The sequence below is a fragment of the Janthinobacterium fluminis genome, from assembly GCF_028595325.1.
GTDB classification, from domain to species: domain Bacteria; phylum Pseudomonadota; class Gammaproteobacteria; order Burkholderiales; family Burkholderiaceae_D; genus Janthinobacterium; species Janthinobacterium fluminis.
Genome location: NZ_JAQQXR010000005.1, coordinates 362699 through 377261, shown reverse-complemented (window position 1 = coordinate 377261; position 14563 = coordinate 362699). Strand labels below are relative to the sequence as shown.

The 14563-nt window shown below is 67.6% G+C and carries 8 protein-coding genes and 1 pseudogene; 7 read left to right on the top strand and 2 right to left on the bottom strand.

All coding sequences use genetic code 11. The features are described from left to right. Nucleotides 1-48: 48 nt before the first annotated feature. Nucleotides 49-1296 (top strand): annotated as a pseudogene (locus OIK44_RS15050) (malic enzyme-like NAD(P)-binding protein); the annotation flags it as partial. A 279-nt stretch (nt 1297-1575) separates the two neighbouring features. Continuing rightward, the gene (locus tag OIK44_RS15045; RefSeq protein ID WP_273671744.1) at nt 1576-3345 is read left to right on the top strand and encodes a methyl-accepting chemotaxis protein; all 1770 of its coding nucleotides are present in this window, start codon (nt 1576-1578) and stop codon (nt 3343-3345) included. Here the strand turns inward: OIK44_RS15045 and OIK44_RS15040 are convergent. Next, the gene (locus OIK44_RS15040) at nt 3342-4865 is read right to left on the bottom strand and encodes a GGDEF domain-containing protein (RefSeq protein ID WP_273671742.1); all 1524 of its coding nucleotides are present in this window, start codon (nt 4863-4865) and stop codon (nt 3342-3344) included. The two genes, OIK44_RS15045 and OIK44_RS15040, sit on opposite strands and share 4 nt — an antisense overlap. 222 nt (nt 4866-5087) lie before the next feature. On the opposite strand from OIK44_RS15040, the gene OIK44_RS15035 reads away from it, so the two are divergent. From OIK44_RS15035 to OIK44_RS15025, 3 genes are all read left to right on the top strand, one after another. Next, nucleotides 5088-6344 (top strand): O-antigen ligase family protein, encoded by a 1257-nt coding sequence (locus OIK44_RS15035; protein ID WP_273671741.1) that lies wholly within the window; start codon nt 5088-5090, stop codon nt 6342-6344. A gap of 72 nt (nt 6345-6416) precedes the next feature. Further along, entirely contained in the window at nt 6417-7514 is a 1098-nt protein-coding gene (locus OIK44_RS15030; RefSeq protein WP_273671740.1) for a glycosyltransferase family 9 protein, read from the top strand. After that, nucleotides 7511-8473 carry a glycosyltransferase family 8 protein gene (locus OIK44_RS15025; protein ID WP_273671739.1) on the top strand — a complete coding sequence of 321 codons (963 nt, stop codon included), beginning with the start codon at nt 7511-7513 and terminating at the stop codon, nt 8471-8473. The genes OIK44_RS15030 and OIK44_RS15025 overlap by 4 nt, the downstream gene beginning before the upstream one ends. A 56-nt stretch (nt 8474-8529) precedes the next feature. Here the strand turns inward: OIK44_RS15025 and dnaE are convergent, their stop codons facing one another. Beyond that, complete coding sequence (gene dnaE, locus OIK44_RS15020; RefSeq protein ID WP_273671738.1) at nt 8530-12066, bottom strand: DNA polymerase III subunit alpha; 3537 nt, start codon at nt 12064-12066, stop codon at nt 8530-8532. A 133-nt stretch (nt 12067-12199) separates the two neighbouring features. On the opposite strand from dnaE, the gene OIK44_RS15015 reads away from it, so the two are divergent. Next, a complete protein-coding gene (locus OIK44_RS15015; RefSeq protein WP_273671737.1) occupies nt 12200-13081 on the top strand; it encodes a sulfurtransferase in 882 nt (293 codons plus the stop codon). 183 nt (nt 13082-13264) lie between these two features. After that, complete coding sequence (locus OIK44_RS15010) at nt 13265-14554, top strand: nucleotide sugar dehydrogenase (RefSeq protein ID WP_273671736.1); 1290 nt, start codon at nt 13265-13267, stop codon at nt 14552-14554. Nucleotides 14555-14563 lie beyond the last annotated feature (9 nt).

Sequence of the window (14563 nt, the reverse complement as noted above, 5' to 3'; positions counted from 1 at the left end):
CAAAACCATTCATTTTAACCCGGCTCCGCGCCGCCAACCAGAATTCTCATGCCTACATCCAACACCAAGCTGCACGCCGTCCCCGCCGCCGAGACCCTGTCCCTGAAAGACGCCGCGCTGGCCTACCATGCGGCGCCGCGCGCCGGCAAAATCTCGGTCGTGCCGACCAAACCGCTGGGCGACGCCGGCGCGCTGACGCTGGCCTACTCGCCGGGCGTGGCCTACGCCTGCGAAGCCATCGTCGACGACCCGCGCGCGGCCGGCCGCTACACGTCGCGCGGCAACCTGGTGGCCGTGATCACCAACGGCACCGCCGTGCTGGGCCTGGGCGACATCGGCCCGCTGGCCAGCAAGCCGGTCATGGAAGGCAAAGCCTGCCTGTTCAAGCAATTCGCCGACGTCGACGTCTTCGACATCGAACTGGCCGAGAACGACCCCGACCTGTTCATCGACACCGTCGTGCGCATGGAGCCCACCTTCGGCGGCATCAACCTGGAAGACATCAAGGCGCCGGACTGCTTCTACATCGAACAGCAACTGCGCCAGCGCATGAACATCCCGGTCTTCCACGACGATCAGCACGGCACCGCGATCATCGTCGCCGCCGGCATCCTGAACGGCCTGGAACTGGTCGGCAAAGACATCGGCGCCGTGCGCGTGGCCGTCTCGGGCGCGGGCGCGGCGGCCATCGCCTGCCTCGACCTGCTGGTGTCGCTGGGCCTGAACAAACAACTGCTCAAGGTGTGCGACAGCCAGGGCGTCATCTACACCGGCCGCGACGCCGACATGGAAGCGAACAAGGCGCGCTACGCCAACGACACGGGCGACCGCACGCTGGCCGACGCCATGGTCGGCGCCGACATCTTCATCGGCGTCTCCAAGGGCGGCGTGGTCAGCGCGGCGATGGTCGAATCGATGGCCGGCCACCCGCTGATCTTCGCGCTGGCCAACCCGAACCCGGAAATCGCCCCGGAACTGATCCACGCCACCCGCGCCGACGCCATCGTCGCCACCGGCCGCTCGGACTACCCGAACCAGATCAACAACGTGCTGTGCTTCCCCTACATCTTCCGCGGCGCGCTCGACGTCGGCGCGACCACGATCAACGAGGAAATGAAACTGGCCTGCGTGCGGGCCATCGCGCAACTGGCGAAAGAGCCGCTGCCGGGCCAGACCGAGAGCGCCCTGACGCCGCTGCAACTGATCCCGTCGCCGTTCGACCCGCGCCTGCTGCAGCGCGTCGCGCCGGCCGTCGCGCTGGCGGCCGTCGCCTCGGGCGTGGCGACGCGCCCGATGGTCACCGTCCCCGACCAGCAATAAGCCCCCCCGCAGCACCCCATGTCCAGCCCTGCCCCCTGGGGTCAGGTCTAGACATGGCGGCGGCCTCGGCCGTCCCTCCCCTCCCCTGCGCCGCTTTCCGCCGCGTTTGCAACAGCGCGCCGCCGCTATTTGCAGCAAGCTTGAGGCATATCTGATGCGGCCGCCGGCGCCGTTGACAGCGGCCTGCGCCGATGCGACTCTCAAAATCTTCCAGGAAATACTTTCCGCTTGCCCCCATTCATTGGAGAACACAGCATGAGTACCGCAAAGATGAAGGTCGCCACCCGGCTGGCCGTCGGCTATGGCTTGGTGTCGCTGCTGCTGGCCACCGTCACCTGGCTCGGCGTGAACCGCATGGGCGTGATGCGCGAGCAGATCACCGAGATCACCGAGGTCAACGCCGTCGCGGCGCGGCTGGCGGCGTCGATGGATTTGACGGTGACGGAGCGCGCGCTGGCCTTGCGCAATATTATCCTGCTCAAGGACGATACGGAAATCCGCGGCGAGCTGGGGCGCATCGAGGAGCAGGCGAAACGCTACACGGCCGCGCAGGAGCAACTGAGCCGGATGTTCGCCGACCAATCCAGCGCCAGCGCCGAGGAGGCGGCGCTGCTCGACAAGATCAAGACGCAGGCGGCGCTGGCCGCGCCCATCATCGCCCGCGCCGCCGCGCTGGGCCAGGCGCAGCAGGGCGAGCAAGCCTACCAGGTCTTGCGCGATGAACTGCGGCCGGTGCAGAAGCGCTGGTGGGAGTCGCTGCGCGCGCTCAGCGTGATCGAGGAGAAAGCCAGCGCCGAGTCGGCGCTCGAAGCCGGCCGCACCCACGCGGGCGCGCGCGCGGCCATGCTCGGCTTCGGCCTGCTGGCCCTGCTGACGAGCATCATCGCCGCGCTGTGGGTCAGCCGCAGCCTGCTGCGCCAGCTGGGCGGCGAACCGGACTACGCCGCCGAGATCGCCGGCCGCATCGCCGGCGGCGACCTGGCCGTGCACATCGAGACGGCCCGCCACGACCAGTCCAGCCTGCTCTTCGCGATGCGCGCGATGCGCGACAGCCTGGCCAATATCGTCGGCCAGGTGCACGCCGGCACGGCGACGATCGCGGCGGCCTCGCGCCAGATCGCCTCCGGCAACCTGGACCTGTCCTCGCGCACCGAGGAGCAGGCCAGCTCGCTGGAGGAAACCGCCTCGTCGATGGAGGAGCTGACCTCGACCGTCAAGCAGAACGTCGACAGCGCGCGCCAGGCCAACGCGCTGGCGCTGTCGGCCTCGGACGTGGCCGTCAAGGGTGGCGCCGTCGTCGGCGAGGTGGTGCAGACGATGGGCTCGATCAACGCGTCGGCGAAGAAAATCGTCGACATCATCGGCGTCATCGACGGCATCGCCTTCCAGACCAACATCCTGGCCCTGAACGCGGCCGTCGAGGCGGCGCGGGCCGGCGAGCAGGGCCGCGGCTTCGCCGTCGTCGCCTCCGAGGTGCGCAACCTGGCGCAGCGCTCGGCCGCCGCCGCCAAGGAAATCAAGACCCTGATCAGCGATTCCGTCGAGAAGGTCGAGGTCGGCAACCGCCTCGTCGAGCAGGCCGGCGCGACCATGGACGAAGTCGTCTCCAGCGTGCGCCGGGTCACCGACATCATGGGCGAGATCATGGCCGCCAGCCAGGAACAGGTGTCCGGCATCGAGCAGATCAACCAGGCCATCACGCAGATGGACGGCGTGACGCAGCAGAATGCCGCGCTGGTCGAGGAGGCGGCCGCGGCCGCCGAGTCGCTGCAGGGCCAGGCCGGCAACCTGGCGCAACTGGTCAGCGTGTTCCGCCTCGACGCCGGCGCGCTGGCGCCGCCCGAGCCGCCGGCGCTGTACGACCTGGCCGAAGCGGCCGCCGCGCCCGCCCTGGCCGAGACGCCGGCCGCGGCGGCGCGGCCGCCGGCAAGCGCGCCGCGCCGCGCCGCCGCGCCCCAGGCGCCGGCGCCGAAAAAGCTGCTCAAGGCGGCCGCCGCCACGGGCGAGGATTGGGAAGAGTTTTAAGCCGCCGGCGCGGCGGCGCGCACCGCGTTGCGGCCGGCCAGCTTGGCCGTGTACAGGGCCGCGTCGGCCGCCTCGACCAGTTGCAGCGGCGCGCCGCCGCCATGGTAGGGCGCCAGCGCCGCCACGCCGGCGCTGACGGTGACGAAACCGGCCGGGCTGCCGCGGTGCACGATCTGCAGCCGCTCGACGGCCAGGCGCACCCGCTCGGCCACCGCCAGCGCGCCCTCCAGCGCGGTGGCGGGCAGCAGGATGCACAATTCCTCGCCGCCGTAGCGGGCCGCCAGGTCGCCCGGCCGGCCCGGCAACTGCGCGCGGATGGCCTGGCTCAGCGCGCGCAGGCAGGCGTCGCCGGCGCTGTGGCCATAGCAGTCGTTGTATTGCTTGAAGCAGTCGACGTCGAGCATGATGAAGGCCAGCGTGCCGCCGCCGCGGCGCGCCCGGCTCCACTCCCGCTCCAACGTGGCGTCGAACTGGCGCCGGTTGGCCAGCCCCGTCAGCCCGTCCTGCAGCGCCAGCGTCTCCAACTGGCGGTTCATGTCCTCGAGGGCGTCGCGGGCGCCCAGCAGTTGCGCCTCGGCCGCCGCGCGCAGGCCGATTTGCTGCACCAGGCGCTTGCCGAACAGGCCCAGCAGCAGCGCCAGCAACACCACGCCGGACGAATGCAGGAAGGTGTCGCGGCGCCAGTTCTCCAGCAACTCGTCCTTCGACAGGGCGGCCGTGACGAACAGCGGATAGTGCGCCAGCGCGCGGTAGCTGTTGAGCCGCACCTCGCCGTCCAGCGGTGACGCCAGCAGCACGCTGCCGCTGGGGCCGGCGCCGGTGTAAGCCTGGTACAGCGTCGTGCCGCGCATGTCCATGCCGATCGTCGCGTCGTTGAACGGGCGCCGCAGCAGCAGCGTGCCGCTGTGCGTCGTCAGCGCCACGGCGCCGCGGCGGCCGATGTCGAAACTTTCGTAGAAGCGCTTGAAATAGTCGATGTCGATGGTCGCCAGCGCCACCCCGCCGAAGCTGCCGTCGGCACGGTTGATGCGGCGCGACACGGGGATCACCCACTTGCCGCTGGAACGGCTCTGCACCGGCACGCCGATGTGGGCGCGGCGGCCGGCGTCGCGCCGGTGGAAGCGGAAGTATTCGCGGTCGGCGTTGTTGTAGGCGTGCGGCGGCGGGCGCGAATGGACCAGCCAGTCGCCCTCGGCGTCGAAGACGAACAGGCCGTTCAACTGCGTCAGCTCGGCCACGTGGGCCTGCATCTGGCGCTGCAGGCGCGCCAGCGCCGCCGCGCCGCGGCCGTCCGTCTCGATGCGCTCGACGATGTCGGCCAGGCTGGTGTCGGCCGCGCGTAGCGTGTCGTCGGCCTGCTGGGCGATGGCGCGCGCCAGGTTGGCGCCGGCGCGCTCGACTTCGAGCAGCTGCAGCGCCCGCGCGTTCCAGCTGCGCCAGGCGTCGATGGCCACCAGCGACAGGCACACGACGGTGACGAAGACGGTGGCCCAAAAGGTGATCGGGGGGCGTTTTAACATGGACGTTCGGCGAGATTATGATCCGGCTTTATACAGCAAAACGGCGCCGGGCGGGCGGGCATGCGCGGCGCCGGCGGCGCATTGTTGCGCGCTTGGGCAAGCCTCGGGCGCTTTCCGTTGGTTCGGCGCAGGCGATGCTTTACAATGGTGCCTTTCTCTAAACAACGCTGCGGCAGGACTGCGGTCCCCCCGCCAGTGTGGGAGCACTCTAAGGTTTGCTTGATGACCTGTTTCACCTCTTTCGCTGTCTTTCTGTTCCTGGCGCCCGCGCTTGTCCTCTCCAGCGGTTTTTCGTTCGGCGCAAGCTTGCTGTTTTTCGGCAGCGCCGCGTTGCTGCGCAAGAGGCCGGCGCTGGCGTTGGAAAATAACGATCGCTGGCTGATTGGCGCGCTGGCCCTGTATTTTGTCATCAATGCCGGCGTGCTCGCCTTTCATGGCGCCCCGCTGCGGGAATATGACGCGCCGCTGCGCTTCCTGCTGGCAATTCCGGCCTTGCTGTTGCTGCTGGCCTATCCGCCTGCGCCGTCCGCGCTGTGGACCGGCATGGCTGTCGGCGCCATCAGCGCCGGCCTGTTTGCCAGTTGGCAGCAAGTGATCGGGGGCGCGGACCGGGCCAGCGGCACGACCAACCCCATCCAGTTCGGTAACATCAGCCTGTTGCTGGGCATCCTGTGCCTGGCCGGCCTCGCCTGGGCGCTGGCGCAAGCGCACAAGCTGCGCTGGCTGCTGCTGCTGGTGGCGGGCGCCATTCTCGGCATGCTAGGCTCCCTGCTCACCGGCAGCCGCGGCAGCTGGATCGCGCTGCCCTTCTGCATCGGTCTGCTGGCTATCCACCACTACAGCGCCCATGGCAAGCGCTCCCTGCGGATCGGCCTGCTGATACTGGCCGGGCTGACCGGGCTGGTCACGCTCGCCTATGCGCTGCCGCAGTCGAATCTGCGGGCACGCATCGAGCGTGCCGAGCGCGAGCAACAAGCCTACGCCAACACCGGCAATGCCGACTCATCGGTCGGCGCCCGGCTGGAAATGTGGCGCACCGGCCTCATCATCGCACCCGAGCACCTGTGGCTGGGATGGGGCAAGGACGGCTACGTCGCGCGCAAGCATGCGCTGGTGCAGAAGGGCTTGGCCGCGCCGGTGATCGACGACTACAACCACCTGCACAATGACTACCTGGACGCCCTCGTCAAGCGCGGCGTGGCCGGCCTGCTGGCGCTGCTGCTGCTGTACCTGACGCCGCTACTGCTGTTCGCCCGCCAGCTAAAACGGGGCGGCATCGCGGCCCAGCCCTACGCCATAGGCGGTGTCTTGCTGTGCGTCAGCTACATTCTGTTCAGCCTGACGCAGTCTTTCACGACCCACAACAACGGCGTCATGATGCTGAGTTTCCTGATCATCATGCTCTGGTCGTCCCTGCGCGCCCGCCAACGCCAGCCGGCGCGCCAAACGATGCCGCCGCTGGCCGACGGCGCCGCTTAGCGACACGGACATTTTCACCGACAAACCGCCTGGGCGCCACCGATAACCGGCGCCGAACCCGCCGCACACCTTATGACACCGACCCTGATCCCCGCCGACCGGCTGCAGCAATCGAATAAAATCCTCTTCATCGCCCACCTGGCGCTGGGCGACTTCACCTACCTGCAAAACTACTTCCAGGCCTTCGCCCGCGCCCACCCGCATCTGCAAGTCCACCTGTGGGTGGACGAGGTGCGCCGCACCGCCGACCCGGCCCAGTGGGAAGGATTGAGGAAATATTCGCTGTACGACTGGGTCGGCCACTGCGGCTGCTTCGCCAAGGTCTACAACAGCACCTACAGCCCGGCCCTGTACCAGGAAGCCATCGCCGCCGCGCGGCGCGAGCAGTATCCCATCGTCGTCTCGCTGGCGACGCTGCGCCCGCACCTGTACGCCGGCCTGGCGCGCAGCATCAGCCCGGACGGCCTGGTGCTGGGCATGAAAAAGCCGGTCGGCCTGTTCCAGCCCCACCACCTGCTGGCCTACCGCCGCCTCGACGCCGCGCTGGCGCCCTACGCCGGCCCGGCCGACCACCACATCAGCGACGTCTACGCCGACTGGTTCCGCCAGTTGTGCGGGCTCGATGTGGCGCCGGCCGCGCGCTTCCCCTTCGTCGACATGCCGGCGTCATGGCCGCTGGCGGCGCGCCAGCGCCTGGCCGACTGGGGCTTCGCGCCACGCACCGGCAAGCTGGTCTTCATCAACCCCTACGCCAAGACGCACAAGCGCTGCTGGCCGCTGGAGCGGGTGGCCGAGCTGATCGCCGCGATGCGCGCCCAGGAGGCCTGGCGCGACGCCTGCTTCATCGTCAACGCCGTGCCGCAGGAACTGCAGCACGCGCGCCAGGTCATCCACAGCTACGGCCTGGCCCGCACCGAACTGTTCAGCGCCGAAGAGAATTTCTTCCAGCTGCCGGCCATGCTGGCCGAGTGCGACCTGATCGTCTCGGTCGAGACGGCGGTGATGCACCTGGCCAACGCCGTGCACGTGCCTGTGGTGGCCCTGATGCGGCAAAAGAATCCGGAATGGGTGCCGCTGGACCGCGCCCACAGCACCGTCGTCACGGCGCTGCGGCGGCGCGACTGGGTCAAGGCCATCAGCGTGGCCCAGGTCATGCAGGCGCTGCCATGACGGCGGTGGCGGCCGCCGAGCCGCAGTTCCACATCGCCTTTTGCGTCGACGACCGCTATTGCCGCGCGATGGGCGCGACGATCGCCTCGATCATCGCCCACAACCCGGGGCGGCGCTTCAAGTTCCACGTGCTCGGCATCGCCATCGACGCCGCACACCAGGCCCGCCTGCGCCGCCTCGAACAGATGCACCCGCTGGTGCAGACGCAGTTGCACCTGATCGACGCGGCCACGCTGGACCAGTTCGCCCACCTGCTGGGCCACTCGCACTATTCGCTGTCGATTTTCACCCGCCTCCTGATCCCCGAACAGTTGCGCGGCCAGAGCGAGCGCGTGCTCTACCTGGACGCCGACATCCTGTGCGTCGGCCCCCTCGACGAGCTGGCCGCGCTCGACATCGGCGCCGACATCGCCGTCGTCGTGCCGGACGCGCCGGTGACGACGCGGCGCCGGGTGGCGGCGCTGGGCCTGCCGCAGGCCGAATACTTCAACAGCGGCGTCATGCTCATCAACATCGAACGCTGGTTGCAGGCGGGTATCAAGGAGGCCACGCTGGCCACGCTGCAGCACAGCGACAAGGAATTGCGTTTCCCCGACCAGGACGCGCTGAACATCGTGCTGAACGGGCGCGCCCGCTACATCTCGCCGCGCTGGAACTATTTGTACGACCTGATCCACGACTTGAACGACAACAAGACGGCGCTGCGCCCCGTCGGCAAGGCCGCGCTGGTGCATTTCGCCGGCGCCGTCAAGCCCTGGGCCGATTGGAGCGGCCACGCCGCCTGCCGGCTGTTCGCCCACCATCTGGCGCAATCGCCATGGGCCGAACTGGGCCTGGACGGCGAGCCGGGCAACACCAAGGAAATGCGCATGCACTCGCGCTTCCTGTGGCGCCAGGGCAAGCCCTTGCAGAGCCTGCGCTGGTTCCTGCGCTACCTGCGCAAGCGGCGCGCCCGCTAAACCCGCCACGATCCGCGGGGCTGACGCGCCGTGACGCGCGCCAGCCCCGGCGCGCCTCAATACTCGACGGCCACCTCTTGCGCGCCCAGCAGTTGCTGCAAGGCCAGTTGCAAATCGTCCGACGGCGCCACCCGCCACTCCTCGCCGAACTGCAAGGTGCAAGCCACGCCCTGCGGGGCGATGCGGGCGGCGATCAACAGGCCGCCGTCGAGCCGGTGCGGCAGCAGCACCTCGCGGATGCGCTTGGGGTCCAGCGTGGCCGGCAGCGCCAGGCCCAGCTGGCGGCCGTACTGGATGCGCGCGGCGACGATGTCGAAGGCCTTCTCGGCCGTGATGCGCAAGCCGCCCGAGAAGCGGTCCTCGGACACCTTGCCGACGACGGCGAGGAACTCGTCCTCCTTGAAGATCTTGCGGTTCTGCTCGAACAATTCGCTGTACACGGTCACCTCGACGGTGCCGCTCTTGTCGTCCAGCGTGACGATGATGATCTTGCCGCGCTGCGTCATCTGCGTGCGGATGCCGGTGATGACGCCGGCCATCATGCGCGGCTCGCGCGACGGGTCCAGGTCGGCCAGCTTGGTGCGGGCGAAGCGGCGCGCCTCGGGCGCGTAGGAGTCGAACAGGTGGCCCGACAGATAGAAGCCGAGGGCGATCTTTTCCTCCGTCAGCTTCTGCTTGTCGCTCCACGGCGCCACCTTGACGTACTCGGGCGGCGCCACCATGTCGCTGTCGTCGCCGCCGAACAGGCTGACCTGGTTGGCCGCCTTGGCGTCCTGCTCGGCGCACTCCATGGCGAAGCCGACCGAGGCCTGCAGGATGGCGCGGTCGACGCCGAAGCAATCGAAGGCGCCGCCGCGTATCAGCGAATCGATGGTGCGGCGGTTGATCTGGCGCTTGTCGACGCGCTTGCAGAAGTCGAACAGGTCGGTGAACGGGCCGCCGCTCTGGCGCGCCGCGATGATGGCCTCGATGGCGCTCTGGCCGGAGCCCTTGACGGCGCCCAGGCCGTAGCGGATCTGCGTGACGCGCTTGCCCGACACGGAAGGCGGCGGGCCGTCCGGCGTGAAGCGGTAGTCGGACTGGTTGATGTCCGGCGGCAGCAGCGTCAGGCCGCACACGTCGATGGCGTCCTCGACCAGGATCTTGATCTTGTCGGTGTCGTCCATCGCCAGCGACAAGTTGGCGGCGATGAAGGCGGCCGTGTGGTGCGCCTTCAGGTAGGCGGTGTGGTAGGACAGCAAGGCGTAGGCGGCCGCGTGCGACTTGTTGAAGCCGTAGCCGGCGAACTTCTCCATCAAGTCGAAGATCTCGTCGGCCTTGTCGTTCGTCAGACCGTCCTTGGCGGCGCCGTCGCGGAAGATCTGGCGGTGCTCGGCCATCTCCTCGGCCTTCTTCTTGCCCATGGCGCGGCGCAGCATGTCGGCGCCGCCCAGCGAGTAGCCGCCGACGATCTGCGCCATCTGCATCACCTGCTCCTGGTACACCATGATGCCGTAGGTTTCCGACAGGATCGACTCGGTGCGCGGGTCCGGATAGTCGAAGCGCTCGCCGTGCTTGCGCTTGCAGAAGTCGGGAATCAGGTCCATCGGGCCGGGGCGGTACAAGGCCACCAGCGCGATGATGTCCTCGAAGCGGTCGGGCCGGGCGTCTTTCAGCATGCCCTGCATGCCGCGCGACTCCAGCTGGAACACGGCCACCGTCTTCGCCTTCGTCAGCAGCTCGTAGGACGCCTTGTCGTTGAGCGGCAGGCGCGCCAGGTCGAAGTCGGCCTGGGCCGGGTCGAGCTGCTTGATGTAGCGCACCGCGCGGTCGAGGATGGTCAGCGTGGTCAAGCCCAAGAAGTCGAACTTGACCAGGCCGACGGCCTCGACGTCGTCCTTGTCGTACTGCGAGACGACGCCGCCGTCGCCGCCCTGGGTGTAGAGGGGGCAGAAGTCGGTCAGCTTGCCCGGCGCGATCAGGACGCCGCCGGCGTGCATGCCGATGTTGCGGGCGATGCCCTCGACCTGCTGGGCCAGGTCGAGCAACTGCTTGACCTCTTCCTCGTTGTCGAGGCGCTCGGCCAGCAGCGGCTCCTCCTTGATGGCGTCGGCGATCGACACCGGCTTGCCCGGCTTGAACGGGATCAGCTTGGAGATGCCGTCGCAGAAGTTGTAGCCGAAGTCGAGCACCCGGCCGACGTCGCGGATCGCGCCCTTGGCCGCCATGGTGCCGAAGGTGGCGATCTGCGACACGGCGTCCTTGCCGTACAAGTCCTTGACGTGCTGGATGACGCGGTCGCGCCCCTCCTGGCAAAAGTCGATATCGAAGTCGGGCATCGAGACGCGTTCCGGGTTCAGGAAGCGCTCGAACAGCAGATTGTAGGCGAGCGGGTCGAGGTCGGTGATCAGCAGCGAATAGGCGACCAGCGAGCCGGCGCCGGAGCCGCGGCCCGGCCCCACCGGCACGCCGTTCTCCTTGGCCCAGCGGATGAACTCGGCCACGATCAGGAAGTAGCCGGGGAAGCCCATGTTGCTGATGGTGTCCGTCTCGAACTTCAGGCGCTCCTCGTAGCGCGGCCGCTGCGCCTCGCGCTTGGCCGGGTCCGGGTACAGGTGGAGCAGGCGCTGCTCCAGGCCGGCGCGCGACTCGGCGACGAGGAATTCGTCGATCGTCATGCCGGGCGGCGTGGGGAAGTTCGGCAATTGCGGCTTGCCCAGCACCAGCGTCAGGTTGCAGCGCTTGGCGATTTCGACGGAGTTCCGCAGCGCCGCCGGCAGGTCGGCGAACAGCGCCGCCATCTCGGCCTGCGACTGGAAGCACTGGCCGTCGTTGAAGCGCTTGACGCGCTTGGCGTTGGCCAGCATCTCGCCCTCGGCGATGCAGGTGCGCGCCTCGTGGGCGATGAATTCGTTGCGGTCGATGAATTGCACCGGATGGGTCGCCACCACGGGCAGGCCCAGCTTGGCCGCCAGCGCCACCGACTGGCGCACCTGGCGTTCCTGGTTGGGCTGGCCGCCGCGCTGGATTTCGACGTAGAAGTGGCCGGGGAAGATGTCGGCCCAGCGCTGCGCGCAGCGCTCCGCCAGCGCCGCGTTGCCGTTGTCGAAGGCCATGCCGACGTCGCCGAAATGGGCGCCCGACAGCGCGATCAGGCCGTGCGCCGGGCTCACGCCCGGCAGCAGCGCCGACGGCGTCGTCGCCAGCGCCTGCAACCACTCGATGCGCACCTCGGCGCGGCCCTTGTGCTGGTTCTCCAGCCAGGCCCGCGACAGCAATTCGCACAACTGCAGGTAACCCATGCGGTTCTTCGCCAGCAGCAGCAGGCGCGAGGGCTTGTCGCGGTTGTCGTCGTTGCTGATCCAGACGTCGCAGCCGACCACCGGCTTGACGCCCTTGCCGCGCGCCGCCTTGTAGAACTTGACCATGCCGAACAGGTTCGACAGGTCCGTCACGGCCAGCGCCGCCTGTTTGTCCTTGGCGGCCGCGTCGACCAGGTCGTCGATGCGCACCAGGCCGTCGACGATCGAGTATTCGGAGTGCACCCGCAGGTGCACGAAGCCAGGGCCCTGCGGCGCGCCGACGGCCGCGGCCGCGCCGGCGGCGTCTTGCATTACCATTTCCATGCTGTTTGCCATTCTCTTGCTGTCACTAGTGGCGCTATTTTACCGTGAAGGGCGGTCCGCTTCAGGCCGCGGGGCGACAAAGTTTATAATACCGGCTATTCTGTTTATTCCGATTGTCCCCATGCCAGCCACACCGAACTCCAGCGCCGCCGCCAACGCCGCCGCGGCCCACGTCAACATCGCCGCCTACAAATTCGTCACCTTCGACGACACCGAGGCGGCGCGCCCGCGCTTCCAGGCCATCTGCGCGGAGCTGGGCCTGAAGGGCACCATCCTGCTCACGCCCGAGGGCATCAATATGTTCCTGTCCGGCCCGCGCGCGGCCATCGACCAGTTCCTCGGCTGGCTGCGCGGCGACGCCCGCTTCGCCGACATCGAGGTCAAGGAAAGCTATTCGGCCGAGCAGTCGCACAAGCGCATGCTGGTGAAGCTGAAGCAAGAGATCATCACGATGCGCATGCCCTTGATCAAGCCGGAGCTGGGCCGCGCGCCCTCGGTCGACGCGCGCACGCTCAAGCGCTGGCTCGACAGCGGCGTCGACGACGCCGGCAAGCCGGTGGTGATGATGGAGACGCGCAACGCCTTCGAGGTCGACGTGGGCACCTTCGACAACACGCTCGACTACCGCATCGACAAGTTCACCGAATTCCCGGCCGTGGCCGCCGCCCACAAGGACGAGCTCGACGGCAAGACCGTGGTGACCTTCTGCACCGGCGGCATCCGCTGCGAAAAGGCGGCCATCCACATGAAGGAGATCGGCTACGACAGCGTCTACCAGCTCGACGGCGGCATCCTGAAGTACTTCGAGGAGGTCGGCGGCGCCCACTACACGGGCGACTGCTTCGTGTTCGACTACCGCACGGCACTCAACCCGCAGCTGCAGCCGACCGAGACGGTGCAGTGCTTCGTCTGCCGCGCCGTCGTCACGCCGCGCCAGCAACTGGCGCCCGAATACGTGTACGAGGTGTCGTGCCCGCATTGCCACGGCAAGAAAGGCAGTTGAATCGGCATGTCACGAAAGCGTAACAATCCGTAATAGCACTGGCAAGCGGGTAAACGCCCAGCTATAATTCGTAGCCTTTTTATTTTGCCTCGGCCTGTGGTGGATCAAAATTGTTATTCAAATTGCAATTTCTGCGGCCTTCCCCAATTTGCAGGATCATTCCGTGGAGCGGCAGTGGAACGCATGAATAATCACCATCTCGCCATCATCGGCCTCGGCTATGTCGGATTGCCCCTGGCGGTGGAGTTCGGCAAACAACGCCCGACCCTGGGCTTCGACATCCATGCCGCCAGGATCGCCGAGCTGCGGGCGGGCCGGGACAGGACGCTGGAAGTGGCCGACGCCAGCTTGCTGGCCAGCCGGCAACTGACCTTCAGCAGCGATGCGGCCGATCTCGCCTCTTGCGGCATTTTCATCGTCACCGTGCCGACGCCCATCGACAAGGCCAACCGCCCCGACCTGGCGCCGCTGATCAGCGCCAGCGAGACGGTCGGCCGCGCGCTGACAGCCGGGGCCATCGTCATTTACGAATCCACCGTCTACCCCGGCTGCACCGAGGAAGTGTGCGTCCCCCTGCTGGAAAAATTTTCCGGGCTTAAATACAACAAAGATTTCTTTTGCGGCTATAGCCCGGAACGCATCAATCCTGGCGACAAGGTCAACACTTTAACAAAAATCAAGAAAATCACCAGCGGCTCGACGCCGGAAGTGGCCGATGTCGTCGACCGCCTATACGCCAGCATCATCACGGCCGGCACCTACAAGGCGACCAGCCTGCGCGTCGCGGAAGCGGCCAAGGTGATTGAAAACACGCAGCGCGACCTGAACATCGCCCTGGTCAACGAATTGTCGGTGATTTTCGAGCGCCTCGGCATCGACACGCTTGAAGTGCTCGAAGCGGCCGGCAGCAAATGGAATTTCCTGCCCTTCCGCCCCGGCATGGTGGGCGGGCACTGTATCGGGGTCGACCCCTACTACCTGACCCACAAGGCGGAGGAAGTCGGCTACCATCCGCAGGTGATCCTGGCTGGCCGGCGCATCAACGACAATATGGCGCGCTACGCGGCGCGCAACCTCATCCGCCTCATGCTGCGCAACGGCATCGACGTCGCCCGCAGCAGCGTCGGCGTGCTCGGCATCACCTTCAAGGAAAACTGCCCCGACATCCGCAACAGCAAGGTGGTCGACCTGGTCCGCGAACTCGAAGCCTGGGGCGTCACCGTGCACATCGTCGATCCCTACGCCGACGCGGACGAGCTGATGCACGAATACCAGCTTGCGCTGGGCCAGGTCAGCCCGGCGCAACCGGTCGACTCCCTGGTGGTTGCGGTCGGACACCATGCCTATCGCCAAATGACGCCTGCGCAACTCAAGGCGCTGTGCAAACCCGGCAAACCGGTGCTGGCCGACCTGAAAAGTCTGTTTGACCGGCACGCCCTGACAAGCGAAGGCCTGACCGTCTTCAGGTTCTAAGCACTCGCT

What these genes read in the sequence shown, in the direction of transcription:
- OIK44_RS15045 (WP_273671744.1), top strand. Translation starts at nt 1,576, where the DNA reads ATGAGTACCGCAAAGATGAAGGTCGCCACCCGGCTGGCCGTCGGCTAT.
- OIK44_RS15040 (WP_273671742.1), bottom strand. Translation starts at nt 4,865, where the DNA reads ATGTTAAAACGCCCCCCGATCACCTTTTGGGCCACCGTCTTCGTCACC.
- OIK44_RS15035 (WP_273671741.1), top strand. Translation starts at nt 5,088, where the DNA reads ATGACCTGTTTCACCTCTTTCGCTGTCTTTCTGTTCCTGGCGCCCGCG.
- OIK44_RS15030 (WP_273671740.1), top strand. Translation starts at nt 6,417, where the DNA reads ATGACACCGACCCTGATCCCCGCCGACCGGCTGCAGCAATCGAATAAA.
- OIK44_RS15025 (WP_273671739.1), top strand. Translation starts at nt 7,511, where the DNA reads ATGACGGCGGTGGCGGCCGCCGAGCCGCAGTTCCACATCGCCTTTTGC.
- dnaE (WP_273671738.1), bottom strand. Translation starts at nt 12,066, where the DNA reads ATGCAAGACGCCGCCGGCGCGGCCGCGGCCGTCGGCGCGCCGCAGGGC.
- OIK44_RS15015 (WP_273671737.1), top strand. Translation starts at nt 12,200, where the DNA reads ATGCCAGCCACACCGAACTCCAGCGCCGCCGCCAACGCCGCCGCGGCC.
- OIK44_RS15010 (WP_273671736.1), top strand. Translation starts at nt 13,265, where the DNA reads ATGAATAATCACCATCTCGCCATCATCGGCCTCGGCTATGTCGGATTG.